This window comes from Kaistella antarctica, assembly GCF_900109615.1.
GTDB lineage: Bacteria > Bacteroidota > Bacteroidia > Flavobacteriales > Weeksellaceae > Kaistella > Kaistella antarctica.
The window spans coordinates 610,502-624,142 of record NZ_FOIX01000002.1 but is presented as its reverse complement, the minus strand read 5'-3'; the positions used below and the strand labels follow the sequence as shown (position 1 = coordinate 624,142).

The 13,641-nt window shown below is 36.6% G+C and carries 11 protein-coding genes; 8 read left to right on the top strand and 3 right to left on the bottom strand.

Features of this window, described 5'->3' with window-relative positions:
* Positions 1-70: 70 nt before the first annotated feature.
* The 3 genes from carB to BMX49_RS07540 form a co-directional block, all read right to left on the bottom strand.
* A complete protein-coding gene (gene carB / locus BMX49_RS07550) occupies positions 71-3,256 on the bottom strand; it encodes a carbamoyl-phosphate synthase large subunit (RefSeq protein ID WP_034716288.1) in 3,186 nt (1,061 codons plus the stop codon).
* A gap of 2 nt (positions 3,257-3,258) precedes the next feature.
* Complete coding sequence (locus BMX49_RS07545) at positions 3,259-4,347, bottom strand: carbamoyl phosphate synthase small subunit (RefSeq protein WP_034716290.1); 1,089 nt, start codon at positions 4,345-4,347, stop codon at positions 3,259-3,261.
* Between the two features lie 147 nt (positions 4,348-4,494).
* Positions 4,495-5,391, bottom strand: coding sequence for an aspartate carbamoyltransferase catalytic subunit (locus tag BMX49_RS07540; RefSeq protein ID WP_034716292.1), 897 nt, complete (start codon positions 5,389-5,391; stop codon positions 4,495-4,497).
* 231 nt (positions 5,392-5,622) lie between these two features.
* On the opposite strand from BMX49_RS07540, the gene BMX49_RS07535 reads away from it, so the two are divergent.
* From BMX49_RS07535 to BMX49_RS07500, 8 genes are all read left to right on the top strand, one after another.
* Positions 5,623-6,039 (top strand): IS1/IS1595 family N-terminal zinc-binding domain-containing protein, encoded by a 417-nt coding sequence (locus tag BMX49_RS07535; protein ID WP_034716294.1) that lies wholly within the window; start codon positions 5,623-5,625, stop codon positions 6,037-6,039.
* A gap of 233 nt (positions 6,040-6,272) precedes the next feature.
* Positions 6,273-7,592 carry a hypothetical protein gene (locus BMX49_RS07530; RefSeq protein ID WP_034716296.1) on the top strand — a complete coding sequence of 440 codons (1,320 nt, stop codon included), beginning with the start codon at positions 6,273-6,275 and terminating at the stop codon, positions 7,590-7,592.
* Positions 7,593-7,656: 64 nt separating this feature from the next.
* Positions 7,657-9,288 (top strand): MFS transporter, encoded by a 1,632-nt coding sequence (locus BMX49_RS07525; RefSeq protein WP_081864321.1) that lies wholly within the window; start codon positions 7,657-7,659, stop codon positions 9,286-9,288.
* Positions 9,289-9,344: 56 nt separating this feature from the next.
* On the top strand, positions 9,345-9,572 hold the full coding sequence (locus BMX49_RS07520) for a DUF6814 family protein (RefSeq protein WP_034716297.1): 228 nt from the start codon (positions 9,345-9,347) through the stop codon (positions 9,570-9,572).
* A 65-nt stretch (positions 9,573-9,637) separates the two neighbouring features.
* Entirely contained in the window at positions 9,638-9,832 is a 195-nt protein-coding gene (locus tag BMX49_RS07515) for a hypothetical protein (protein ID WP_034716298.1), read from the top strand.
* Complete coding sequence (locus BMX49_RS07510) at positions 9,825-12,521, top strand: ATP-binding protein (RefSeq protein ID WP_034716300.1); 2,697 nt, start codon at positions 9,825-9,827, stop codon at positions 12,519-12,521. The genes BMX49_RS07515 and BMX49_RS07510 overlap by 8 nt, the downstream gene beginning before the upstream one ends.
* A 98-nt stretch (positions 12,522-12,619) precedes the next feature.
* Entirely contained in the window at positions 12,620-13,066 is a 447-nt protein-coding gene (gene tnpA, locus BMX49_RS07505; protein ID WP_034716302.1) for an IS200/IS605 family transposase, read from the top strand.
* Between the two features lie 127 nt (positions 13,067-13,193).
* On the top strand, positions 13,194-13,562 hold the full coding sequence (locus BMX49_RS07500) for a response regulator transcription factor (protein WP_034716304.1): 369 nt from the start codon (positions 13,194-13,196) through the stop codon (positions 13,560-13,562).
* Positions 13,563-13,641: the final 79 nt, after the last annotated feature.

The following is a 13,641-nucleotide window of genomic DNA, read 5'->3' as shown; positions in this document are numbered from 1 at the left end:
AAAAAAAGTTTTCCGAACTGGAAAACCTTTTTTTTAGATTCGAAAAACAGAACTCTTTAACTGAGTCAGTTTACATCGGCTCCATTTTAAAACTCATACTTTCAATCACTTTTAAAATCGCTTCTACCGTATCCATCGAAGTCAAACAAGGAACTCCATTTTCTACTGAAGTTCTTCGGATCTGGAAACCGTCTCTTTCGGATTGTTTTCCTTTGGTCATGGTATTCACGATGTATTGAACTTTTCCGGTTTGAATTAAATCGATCAAATTGATTTCTGGATTCTCTTCAATCTTATAACCGACTTTGGTGCGTACGCCATGTTCTGTAAAGTAATTGGCTGTTCCTTCAGTTGCCCAAATCTTAAAACCAATTTCCTGAAATCTTCGGGCGAGTTCGCAAGCTTCTTCTTTATGTTTATCGGCAACGGTGAAAAGAATTGCGCCGTGCAAAGGCATTTTTCTTCCGGCTCCGATCAAACCTTTGTATAAAGCCTTTTCCAGCGTCGTGTCTTTCCCCATCACTTCTCCGGTAGATTTCATTTCTGGTCCGAGGGAAATATCAACTCTGGTTAATTTTGAAAAAGAGAAGACGGGAACTTTTACATAAACTCCTTCTTTCACTGGAGCTAAGCCGTTTTTGTAACCTAAGTCTTTTAATTTTTTTCCAAGAATTACTTTGGTGGCTAAATTGGCCATCGGGATCTCGGTAATCTTCGATAAGAATGGAACGGTTCTACTCGATCTTGGATTCACCTCAATCACGTAAACGCCGCCTTGGTACAAAACATATTGAATATTCATTAAACCAATCACATTCAAACCTTTTGCTAATCTTTCGGTATAATCAACTAAAGTAGCAATTTGCTCATCATTAATATTTTGGGGCGGATAAACCGCAATCGAATCTCCGGAGTGAACTCCTGCTCTTTCGATATGCTCCATTATTCCTGGAATCACGACCGTTTCACCATCGCAGATCGCGTCAACTTCAACTTCTTTTCCAGTTAAATATCGGTCGATTAGAATTGGATGTTCTGAATTTTCTTTAACCGCGTTCTTCATGTAATGAGCGAGTTCCGTTTCATCATAAACAATTTCCATTGCTCTTCCTCCCAAAACATAACTCGGACGAACCAAAACCGGGAAACCGATATCATTCGCAATCACCAAGGCTTCTTCTTTCGTAAAACAGGTTTTCCCTAAAGGTTGCGGAATTCCCATTTCCCGAAGCGCGGCTTCAAATTTATTTCTATTTTCTGCGCGGTCTAAATCTTCAAGTGAAGTTCCCAAAATCTGTACGCCGTGTGCGGCTAATTTATCGGCTAAATTAATGGCGGTTTGTCCACCAAACTGTACGACAACGCCTTTGGGCTTTTCAAGTTCGATGATGTTCATCACATCTTCTTCCGTAATCGGCTCGAAGTATAATTTATCGGAAATCGAAAAATCTGTAGAAACGGTTTCCGGATTATTATTAATGATAATCGCTTCGTAGCCCATTTCTTTAATCGCCCAAACCGAATGAACCGTGGCGTAATCAAATTCTACTCCCTGACCAATTCTGATTGGGCCAGAACCAAGAACGATGATTTTTTCTTTATCAGAAGGAACACTTTCGTTTTCTTCCTCGTAAGTTCCATAGAAATATGGTGTTTCACTTTCAAATTCTGCCGCGCAAGTATCAACCATTTTATAAACTGGCATTACTCGATTATTTTTCCGGAATTCAAAAATTTCTTTTTGAGTAGAATTCCATAATGTCGCGATACTCATATCTGAAAAACCTAATTTCTTGGCTTCAAGTAAAGTTTCTTTATCAAATTTATTTTCAGCAATTACCTTTTCGAAATCGATGAGTTTTTTAATTTTCCAGATGAAGAATTTATCAATCTTGCTCCACTCTACTATTTTTTCCCAGTCGTAACCTCTTCGCAAAGCGTCACCAATAATGAACAAACGTTCATCATCACAAACTCTGATTCTTCTTTCTATTTCTTCATCAGTTAAGGCTGCGGCGTCTTTGGTTTTCAAACCGATATGTCTTAAACCGGTTTCCAAAGAACGGATTGCTTTCTGCAAAGATTCTTCGAAATTACGTCCGATTGCCATTACTTCTCCAGTTGCTTTCATTTGAGTTGAAAGACGTCGGTCAGCCGTTTCAAATTTATCAAAAGGGAAACGTGGAAATTTAGTTACGACATAATCCAAAGCCGGTTCAAAACATGCGTAGGTTTTTCCCGTAACCGGATTCATGATTTCATCTAAAGTCAAACCAACGGCGATTTTAGCCGCAATTTTCGCAATTGGATAACCGGTTGCTTTACTCGCTAAAGCCGATGAGCGCGAAACTCTTGGATTTACTTCGATGATATAATAGTCGTAAGAATTTGGATCTAAAGCCAACTGAACATTACATCCACCTTCAATTCCTAGAGCGCGGATAATTTTTAACGAAGAGTTTCTCAACATCTGATATTCTCGGTCCGAAAGTGTTTGTGAAGGAGCAACTACAATCGAATCTCCGGTATGAATTCCCACCGGATCGATGTTTTCCATATTACAAACCACAATTGCATTGTCGTTTTTGTCACGCATTACTTCGTATTCGATTTCCTTGAAACCTGCGATTGATCTCTCAACCAAACACTGACGAACCGGACTATATTTCAACCCAAAACTGGTGATTTCTTTTAACTCTTCTACCGTATGTGCAATTCCACCACCTGTTCCACCCATAGTAAAAGCGGGACGAACGATTAGTGGGAATCCTATTTTTTCGGCAAATTTTAATGCACCTTCAACATCATTTACAATATCAGAATCTGGAACGGGTTCATTTAATTCGTGCATCAAGTTGCGGAACAAATCTCTATCTTCTGCCTGATTAATGGCTGAAAGTTTGGTTCCTAAAACTTCTACTTTACATTCTTCCAGAATTCCGGAATTTTCTAATTCTACGGCCATATTTAAACCGGTTTGTCCGCCCAAAGTTGGCAAAAGAGCATCTGGTCTTTCTTTGCGAATAATTCTGCTTACAAATTCTAAAGAGATTGGTTCTATATAAACTTTATCTGCAATCTCCACATCGGTCATAATTGTTGCCGGATTGGAATTGATAAGGATAACTTTGTAGCCTTCTTCTCTTAAAGATAAACAGGCTTGAGTTCCTGCGTAATCAAATTCTGCGGCTTGTCCGATGATGATTGGACCACTTCCGATAACTAAAATTGTTTTTATATCTGTACGTTTTGCCATCTTTACTTAGATAATTTTTTAGATTTAAATTCTTCCATCATTTCAATAAATTCGTCGAACAAATAATTCGCATCTTCTGGTCCTGGACTTGCTTCTGGGTGATATTGTACAGAGAAACAAGGATGAATTTTATGTTTCAAACCTTCGTTTGTTCTATCATTTAAAGCAATGTGCGTTTCTTCTAAATCAGTATTATTTAAAGATTCCTGATCAACAGCGTAACCGTGATTTTGCGAAGTAATTGCGACTTTATTTTTCTTTAAATCTAAAACCGGATGATTTCCACCACGATGTCCAAATTTCAATTTAAAAGTTTTTGCACCACTCGCCAAAGCGATCAACTGATGTCCTAAACATATTCCAAAAATTGGGATTTTACCTAAGAGGTTCTGAATCATTTCGATGGCACCTTTTACATCTTCCGGATCACCAGGACCGTTGGAAAGCATGATTCCATCAGGATTGATCAATAGAATTTCTTCTGCTGTGGTATCCTGAGAAACTACAATGACATCGCAATCTCTTTGAGCAAGTTCACGTAAAATTCCGAGTTTTGAACCGTAATCAACTAAAACTACTTTCAAACCTCTTCCTGGATTTGCATACGATGTTTTGGTAGAAACCTGAGCAACTTGGTCGGTCGATAAAACTGAAGTTTTTAAATCTGCAATTACTGCACTTTCATCAGCATGTTCATTTACTATTTTTCCTTTTACCACCCCAGAATTCCGAAGAACTCTCGTTAATCTTCTGGTATCAATTCCAGAGATTCCGGAAAGATTTCTTTTTTTGAAAAATTCATCCAGATCCATTTGTGTTCTGAAATTGGAAGGAAAATCACACACTTCTTTTACGATTAAACCTTTAATCGCAGGTTCAATACTTTCGTAATCGTCGCGGTTAATTCCGTAATTTCCGATGAGTGGATAGGTCATACAAACGATTTGTCCGCAGTAGGAAAGATCGGATATCAATTCCTGATAACCGGTCATTCCGGTATTGAAAACGACTTCGCCCTCAATATCCCGATCGGCTCCGAAAGCTTTGCCGTGGAAGACTTCGCCGGATTCTAATATTAGTTTCTTTTTCATTTTTACTTTTTATTTCTACTTTTTTATCACTCGTCAAAAATTCTTTCACTTTTTTTGACGTAGCTCTGTTGACGCGAAACCTTATTTAATAAAACATATATCTTGTAATAAGTGGTTCTTTTTACTTTGTACTTGGCTCTTTTCTATTTACTCGAACTCAAAGCCTTTTGCTTCTAAAGCTGTTTTTAAAATGGCCATTCGGGCGAAAACACCGTTTTCCATTTGTTTGAAAATTCTCGATCTTTTGCATTCTACCAATTCATCATCAATCTCGACTCCTCTGTTGATGGGTGCTGGATGCATAATGATGGCTTCTTTTTTCATCGCTTTTTCGCGGTCTTTGGTTAATCCAAATTTGCGATGGTATTTCTCTGGTGAAACGTTTAATTTCTCGTCGCTTTCATGTCTTTCGTACTGAATTCTCAATAACATCAAAACATCAACTTCTTTAATTAAATCATCGATATTTAAATAAGTTCCATTAATGATTGTCCCCTCATTAAACCATTGTTCCGGACCGGAGAAGTAAACTTTAGCACCAAGTTTTCTTAGAACTTCAGCATTTGAATTCGCAACGCGACTGTGTTTTACATCTCCAACAATTCCAACTTTTAAACCTTTAAACTTTCCAAATTCCTGCTGAATGGTCATTAAATCTAAAATGTTTTGAGAGGGATGATTTCCAGTTCCATCTCCTCCATTGATGATTGCGATATCAATTTCCTTGAACTCATCATAGAATTTCTCTTTTTTATGACGGATCACACAAAGATCAATTCCCAAACTTTTCATCGTTTTCACAGTGTCATAAAGTGATTCCCCTTTATTAACGGAACTTGCTGAGATGTCAAAAGGAACAACATTTAAACCTAACTTTCTCTCGGCAACATCAAAACTTGTTTTTGTTCTGGTACTGTCTTCAAAAAAAAGATTGGAAACATAGATTTCTTTTTTGGCTTTCAACACTTTACCTTTGGAAAACTCATCGGCTTCCTGAAGCAATTTGTTAATTTTTTCTACGGATAAATCGGCGGTTCTGAGCATAATTTTAGTTTTTAAATCAAAAAAAAACGAAGCCAAAATGACTTCGTTGTATTAATAAATATCGTGAATATCGGCATTGCTGCCTTTATGTAAATCGTCTAATGGAAATCTTCTTTTCATTAGGTGCAAAGATAGAATTTTATTTCAAAAGTCACAATAATTAAATAAAACTATAAGCACTAAATTTAAAACATTGCTAATTTATTATATATTTGCTAAAAAGATATAGTTATGCCTAATTGCTGCCCGAAATGCAATCAGAAAAACATTGTGAAAAGTGGTATTATCAACGAACGGCAAAGGTTTCTTTGCAAAGACTGCAAATATTATTTCACCGTCAAAAAATTAGGTAAGCAAATCGATGATTATGTAGTCACTAAAGCCTTACAACTTTATTTAGAAGGTTTAAGTTATCGGGAGATTGAACGCATTATTGGCGTTTCTCACAACACCGTAAGTTCCTGGATCAAAAAATATAATATCACGCGGCCCCCACATTCTGATTTTCATCCTGTCTATAAAGTCTTTAAACAAACGGAGTTGATTGAATACATGTCAAAGGAAGAAAACCTGAAAGGCTCTGGCTTAGTGATTACGGAATTCGGAGATAAATACATGATGATTAAATGGGAAAGATTTAAAAAATAAAATTTTGAATTATATCTATCTATTTGATATGCAATATAAAGAATAGCACTAATTTATATCCTATCACTTTTAACTCATTCTCATCATTCTCCAAAAGATAGTTCTCTAGTAACATCAACGTTCTTTCATTCTTTGATATATACTCATTACACTGATATATATTAAATTTCTTCAATTAAAATTTTAGTTTCAATTTCGTTTCGACAAGAAAACAAACTAAAACATATTAATTCATGAAGAAAACTACTGTTTTATTAGGAATCGTTTCTTCTTTATTCTTTTCAAATTGGATCATCGCACAAGAAACTCCTACCAACGAAGATCTTTTAAAAAGAATTGAAGCGTTAGAAGCCGAAAAAAATAAACCCAAAGAATGGGATGCCTCATTATATGGCTGGGTTCGCACTGAATATAATTTTGACAGCAGACAATCTGCCTACTCTCGGGAATTCCATCTCAATCTTTATCCACTTGATGAGAAATTAGATGCAAATGGAGAAGATATTAATGCCGCGGGAGGAAGTAACTTTCTAGCGATTACGTCTCGAGTCGGGATCAGATTTAAAGGTCCAGATGTTTGGGGAGCGAAAGCCACCGGAAATATCGAAGCAGATTTCTTCGGTAACACTGAACTCAACAAAACCTCAGCAGGAAGTGGAAGTACGGGATTAATGAGACTTCGACACGCGACCGCGACACTAACCTGGCCAAAAACTGCACTTACTTTCGGACAAACTTGGTATCCTTCTTTTATCACTGATGTATTTCCGGGTGTTGCCAACTTTAACACGGGGATTGTATTCAATCCATTTGGTTGGGCAGGTCAAATTAAAGTTGCTCAGAAACTGACTCCCGAATTAACTTTAACTCTTGTAGCCTATAAGGACCGCGAATTCCAAACTGCAAATGCGGTTGGTGCTTCTGTCAACAGCGCGACTTTCAATTCTTCGATTCCGACTTTTCACGGACAATTACAATATAAAACAAAAACAGTTACGACCGGACTTGGCGCTGAATACCAGTCTCTGAAACCTGTTATTGAATCTGGCGGTTTAGTATCAGATCAAACGGTGAATTCTGATATGTATTTCGGTTATTTTAAATATGCCAACGATAAAATCATTACTAAACTTTACGGAATCACAGGCGGAAATCTGCATCATTTGGTAATGCTCGGTGGTTTCGCTGGATACACAGAACCGAACGGACAGGAATCTTATAAACCAACCAAAACTTCTGCGTTTTGGATTGATGTTGCGAGTGCAAATCCAAAAGTGGCGCCGGGAGTTTTCTTTGGTTATACGAAGAATTCTGGTGTTGATGCTGGCTACAAAAATCTTTATATCAGAGGTGTTTCTGGGGCGAGAGTTTTGGATGCCGTTTGGCGTGCGTCTGCAAGAGTCGACTTTAAACAAAACAAGTTTAATGTTTCTCCTGAACTCGAATATACTGCCGCAAAATGGGGCGATATAAGTCCTGAAGCCACAGCCCAAAACAACATGAAAGATGTTGGTAATTTCCGTGCAATGGTTAGAGTGATGTATTCATTTTAATTAAAAGAAATAATTCTCACTTATTGTTCTAAGCAAAATTTTAAAAAACAAAAACAAATAAATTATGGCCAAAAAGTTCAAAACCCAGCAGGAGCATGATACTTATGTTGCAGAGAAAAAGAAAAATAAAACGATTTGGGGCGTCATCATGGCTTCCTCACTCGGGACGCTGATTGAGTGGTATGACTTCTATATTTTCGGAAGCTTAGCCGTGGTTTTAGCCACTAAATTTTTCCCGGCAGATAATCCAACTGCGGCCTTCTTGTCTACCTTGGCAACATTTGCTGCAGGATTTGTAGTTCGACCTTTCGGAGCTTTATTCTTTGGTCGATTGGGTGATATCATCGGCCGGAAATACACCTTCTTGGTAACGCTTTTGATCATGGGATTCTCCACCTTCTTAATTGGTTGTGTCCCAGAATATGAAACGATTGGCTACGCTGCACCAGTTTTGGTTTTAATCTTAAGACTTTTACAAGGTTTAGCCTTAGGTGGAGAATATGGAGGCGCCGCAACGTATGTCGCCGAATATTCCCAACCTCATCGACGTGGATACTGGACCTCCTGGATTCAAACGACTGCAACTTCAGGTTTATTCATTTCATTGATCGTGATTTTGGTAACCAAAACCTCACTTTCGGCAGAAGAATTTGACAGTTGGGGTTGGAGAATTCCATTCTGGATTTCAATTTTAATGGTAGGTGTATCTTATGTTATCCGTCGGAATATGGCAGAATCGCCTTTGTTTGCCAAAGCGAAAAAAGAAGGTAAAACTTCAAAAAATCCTTTGAAAGAAAGTTTCGGAAACAAATTCAATTTCAAATTCGTTTTACTTGCTTTATTTGGAGCCGTAATGGGACAAGGAGTTATCTGGTACACCGGACAATTCTACGCCATGAGTTTTATGCAGAAAGTAATGAATATTGAATCTGCACAAGTAGATACGATGATGGCTTTGGCACTCTTCGTGGCGACTCCGCTATTTGTATTATTTGGTTGGCTGTCTGATAAAGTGGGTCGTAAACCTATTATGATGATTGGGATGTTGCTGGCGATAATCGCTTACCGACCGATCTACAAAGCGATGTACAACTCAGTAAACATTGAAAGTAAAGTCATTGAGAAAAATGGTTTAACAGAAAAAAGAACGGCAAAAGTTCACGCAAAAATTCCGGCGGACAGTATGATTACTTACCATCAGGAAAAAGTATTTACAGACGGAACTTTAATGAAAAGAGACAGTATCATTCATTGGGCCGCAGCAGGACCAATCATGATCGAAGGAAAACCGCAAGCAGCACTTATCAAAGAAGCAATTACGGTCAATCCGGATACCCGATGGTTACTCATCTTGCTTGTATTTATTCAAGTTGTTTTTGTAACGATGGTTTATGGGCCAATTGCAGCCTTCCTAGTAGAAATGTTCCCATTGAAAATTCGATACACTTCAATGTCATTGCCTTATCACATTGGTAACGGAATATTTGGAGGATTGCTTCCCGCAGTCGCAACTTATCTCGTCACCTCTGGAAAAGATGCTGGACATTCTGAATGGTATCTCGAAGGATTATGGTATCCGATTGTAGTTGCCGGAGTCTGTTTAGTCATCGGAACTATCTACTTAAAAACCAAAAACAAAAGTTTATCAGAGGATGAATTTGTAGAAGAAACACCGGTCGAAAATCCTGCAGTTTAAATAATACCTTTTACAAATTATCTTTAAAATTATTATAACTTTAAAAAACAAAAAAAATGGATCAAGTAAAAAAAATATTAGGAATTGTCTGGATACTTTTAGCACTGGTAGTCGCCTACTACGGTTTAACGATGTTCGGAATTCCAAAAATAATGTCCGATAAACAAGACGACAATGTTTTCGGTTGGATTATCCTCACCGTTTTAATGCCGATTATCGTCGGTGGCTTGGGGATCTTCGGTTGGTATTCCTTTACAGGAGAGTACGCGGATAAAAATATATAGTCAAAATTCAAGATTAAAAAATAACGGGAAATTCGTTTCCCGTTGTTTTTATATTTAGTTTAGAAATGAAAAAAAGACATCAACAAAAACTGGTTATTTTAAGTATCGCATTGTTTATTTTATTCAATGCGCCGGTTTTGCTTTTGTTCAATAGTTCGCAAAACCTAATTGGCTTACCGATCATTTACGCTTACATCTTCTTAGTTTGGGCAGCATCGTGTATCACTTCGTTTATTATCTTTAAAAAATTCGATGAATAGTTATTTGCTTTTTGCACTGGTTGTACTCTATCTGGGTCTTCTGTTCTTCATCGCATATTTCGCGGAGAAAAGAAGAAGCAGTTTTTGGGTCAATAATCCATACGTTTATGCATTGTCATTGGCGGTTTACTGCTCGGCATGGACGTATTACGGAAGTATCGGTGTGGCAGCAAATCAAGGGTTGGAGTATATGGCGATTTACATTGGTCCCATTATAATTATTCCGTCTTGGATTTATATTAATTCAAAAATTATCCGAATTTCTCGCGTCAATAAGATCAGTAGCATTGCAGATTTTATTTCTTTAAGATATGGAAACAGTCGCTCCTTAAGTGCGATTATTGCGCTGATGTGTATGTTTGCGATCATTCCGTATATCGGTCTGCAGATCAAAGCGATTTCTGAAACCTTCCATTTGATGACGGAAACAGATCAAACTTCAAATATGTTTTTTGATTCAGCAACATATGTCGTATTAATAATTGCTCTATTCTCAGCGTATTACGGAACAAAATATGTCGATGCCTCAGAAAAAAGATTAGGAATTATTTCAGCCATCGCAGTTGAAAGTTTCTTAAAATTAATTTTCTTCATCATCCTCGGAATATTCGTGGTTTATGGGGTTTTTAATGGTTTTGAAGATATTTATAAACAAGCCGAAAAACTACCAGACTTTGCAGCAAAGAATTCCTTTAATGGTTTAGAAGGTGGATTCAATTGGTTCTTGCTTTCAATGCTTTCGATGTCAGCAATTTTTCTTTTACCAAGACAATTTCACACCGCGATTATCGAAAACAGAAAAGAGAAACACATCAGAACGGCAATTTGGTTGTTCCCACTCTATCTTTTAATCTTTAACTTTTTCGTCTTCCCCATTGCGTGGGGCGGAAAGATTTTATTTTTTGGTGAGAACGTCAATCCAGAACTCTATTCTATTCTCATTCCACAAAAATTTGGAAATACGATCATCTCAACAATGGTCTTTTTTGGAGGTTTAAGCGCGTGTATTTCAATGATTATTATTTCGAGTATTTCATTGTCGATTATGCTTTCAAATAATATCATCATTCCTTACGGCTGGCTCGATCAATTTAAATTAAGTTCTGAAACAGACAACAATAAAAACATTGTTAACATTAGAAAAATCAGTATTTTCTTATTGATTTTGATCAGTTTTATTTTTTATAAATATTTGATCTTAGGAAAAAGTTTATACAGCATTGGCTTGGTTTCTTTTGTATTAATTGCGCAATTGGCACCCTCATTTTTTGGGGCGATTTTCTGGCGACGCGGTAAATATTTAGGTGCGATTACAGGAATCATTGCGGGTGGACTGATTTGTTATTTAGGTTTAGTATTACCAAGTTTTTCAGACTTTTATCAGCAAAGCAGTTTCTATAACAGTGCATTTTTTAGTTTTTTTAATATTCCTTATTTAGCACCGATTCCACAGATTTTCTTCTGGAGTATTTTGGTTAATGGGCTTTTGTTCACCATTATTTCTGCAAGTACAGTTTCGGATTATCGTGAAAGAAATTACGCTGAGATTTATGTCGATATCAATGATTATATTCAAAATCACGAAAACGCTTACATCTGGAAAGGAACGGCAAATATCTCAGACATTCAAAAGATTTTAGTTCAATTTCTGGGTGAGAAAAAAACGCAGCAGGCACTCAAAATTTTTAATTTAAAGTATAAAATTACCGATGAAAATGATACTGCAGATTCCCGTTTCATTAAGTTTTCGGAAAACCTGTTAAGTGGTAGAATTGGTACGGCCTCTGCAAAAATTTTAATTGAAGGTGTAACCAAAGAAGATAAAATATCGCTCCCAGAAGTATTGAAAATTTTAGAAGAATCGAAGGAAAACATTTCGATCAATAAACAATTAAGTGAACAATCTTCACAGTTGCTGAAACTGTCTGATCAATTGCAAAATGCGAACGAACATTTAATTGTAAAAGACCAACAAAAAGATGATTTCCTAGACAGCGTGGCGCATGAACTTCGAACCCCGCTTACCGCAATTCGGGCTACCAGCGAAATTCTACTTGATGATGATGATATGCCTGCAGAATTGAAGAAGGATTTCCTAGAAAACATTATCTCTGAATCAGACCGATTAAGCGAAATTATTAATGATATCCTTTATTTAGACAAACTGGAAACGGGTATCATCTCATTGAATATTAAAGAAAATAATATTAATCAGACCTTTAAAAAAGCCTTAAAGCCTTTAATTCATCTTTTCGATCAACGACATCTTCACCATTCAGAAGTTCATCTTTTAGAAAATGAAACTTTTGAATATGACGAACAAAGAATGATTCAAGTGTTTCAAAACATTTTAGGAAATGCCTTGAAATTCACCAACGATCAAGGAATGATTCAAACGAAATTTCAGGAGAAAGACAATCAGTTGAAAATCTCCATCTTCAATACTGGTAAAACCATCCCGACAGAAGACTTGGAATTCGTCTTTGATAAATTTTATCAATCTAAAAATCAAAACCTTCGTAAACCCGTTGGAAGTGGTTTAGGTTTAGCAATTTGCAAGAAAATCATGATTGCACAAAATGGTGATATTGAGGTGAAAAATAAGGAAATCGGAGTCACATTTGAAATTTATTTACCTATTGTAAAGGTAAAGGAACTCGAAGAGTTCAACAATGATAACCGTACGTGAAACGTGCGGAAAAATACAAAATAAAGAACTCGAAGAGTTCAACAATAATAGCCGTATGTGAAACTTACGGAAATGATACAGAAAATCACGGATAAAAAATGTCAACCTACACCCAAATATATTATCACATCGTATTTTCTACAAAACATAGAAAACCAAACATCAATTCTGACCACGAAGAGGAATTGTACAAATACATCTGGGGAATTATTAAGAACAAAAAATGTAAATTATATCGAATTAATGGAATGCCAGATCATCTCCATATTTTCACGAGTTTGCATCCAACCGTTCGACTGAGCGATCTGGTAAAAGACATTAAAGTTGCGAGTAATATTTGGATGAAACAAAGTGGTTTATTTCCCGCCTTCGAAGAATGGCAAGAAGGTTATGGCGCATTTACCTACTGCATCAGAGATAAGGAGATGATCATTACATATATTAAAAATCAAAAAAAACATCACCATGCTGAAGACTTTGAATCTGAATACCGAAGATTATTGCTTGAAAATGAAATTGAATTTGATGAAAAATATTTTTTATAAATCTTGTCCGTAAGTTTCACATACGGCAAAGAAATTCGACCGCTTCGCGGTCGCTCAAAAAAGTAGAAACGCGCAGCGTTTAACAACAATAACCGTAGGCGAAACCTGCGGCCAAAAAGATAGAACTATGAAAAAGATATTAATCGCCGACGACGAACATAAGATCATCATGACCTTAGAATATGCCTTTCGCAAAGCGGGTTATGAAGTATTTATTGCCAGAGATGGATCTGAAGTTCTAGAACTCTTAAAAACTGAAACTCCCGACCTGATTTTACTGGATATTATGATGCCCATCGTTGATGGATATACTACACTTGCTGAAATTAAGAAAGATAAAAACCTTTCTGGAATTAAAATCATTCTCCTCTCTGCAAAAACTGGAGAAGCCGATATTAAAAAAGGGATGGATTTAGATGCTGATGATTATATCACAAAACCCTACTCCATTAAAAAATTGACCGAACGAGTAGAAGAACTTTTGGCTGATAAATAATGAGGAAAAGATAATTAGCAAAAATAAAACTCAGACTTCAGACTATAAGCCAACAACCTAAAACCCACTACCTAAAACC

Bases quoted from the DNA above. Each gene is read 5' to 3' on its own strand.
- carB (WP_034716288.1), bottom strand. From the start codon at position 3,256: ATGGCAAAACGTACAGATATAAAAACAATTTTAGTTATCGGAAGTGGT.
- BMX49_RS07545 (WP_034716290.1), bottom strand. From the start codon at position 4,347: ATGAAAAAGAAACTAATATTAGAATCCGGCGAAGTCTTCCACGGCAAA.
- BMX49_RS07540 (WP_034716292.1), bottom strand. From the start codon at position 5,391: ATGCTCAGAACCGCCGATTTATCCGTAGAAAAAATTAACAAATTGCTT.
- BMX49_RS07535 (WP_034716294.1), top strand. From the start codon at position 5,623: ATGCCTAATTGCTGCCCGAAATGCAATCAGAAAAACATTGTGAAAAGT.
- BMX49_RS07530 (WP_034716296.1), top strand. From the start codon at position 6,273: ATGAAGAAAACTACTGTTTTATTAGGAATCGTTTCTTCTTTATTCTTT.
- BMX49_RS07525 (WP_081864321.1), top strand. From the start codon at position 7,657: ATGGCCAAAAAGTTCAAAACCCAGCAGGAGCATGATACTTATGTTGCA.
- BMX49_RS07520 (WP_034716297.1), top strand. From the start codon at position 9,345: ATGGATCAAGTAAAAAAAATATTAGGAATTGTCTGGATACTTTTAGCA.
- BMX49_RS07515 (WP_034716298.1), top strand. From the start codon at position 9,638: ATGAAAAAAAGACATCAACAAAAACTGGTTATTTTAAGTATCGCATTG.
- BMX49_RS07510 (WP_034716300.1), top strand. From the start codon at position 9,825: ATGAATAGTTATTTGCTTTTTGCACTGGTTGTACTCTATCTGGGTCTT.
- tnpA (WP_034716302.1), top strand. From the start codon at position 12,620: ATGTCAACCTACACCCAAATATATTATCACATCGTATTTTCTACAAAA.
- BMX49_RS07500 (WP_034716304.1), top strand. From the start codon at position 13,194: ATGAAAAAGATATTAATCGCCGACGACGAACATAAGATCATCATGACC.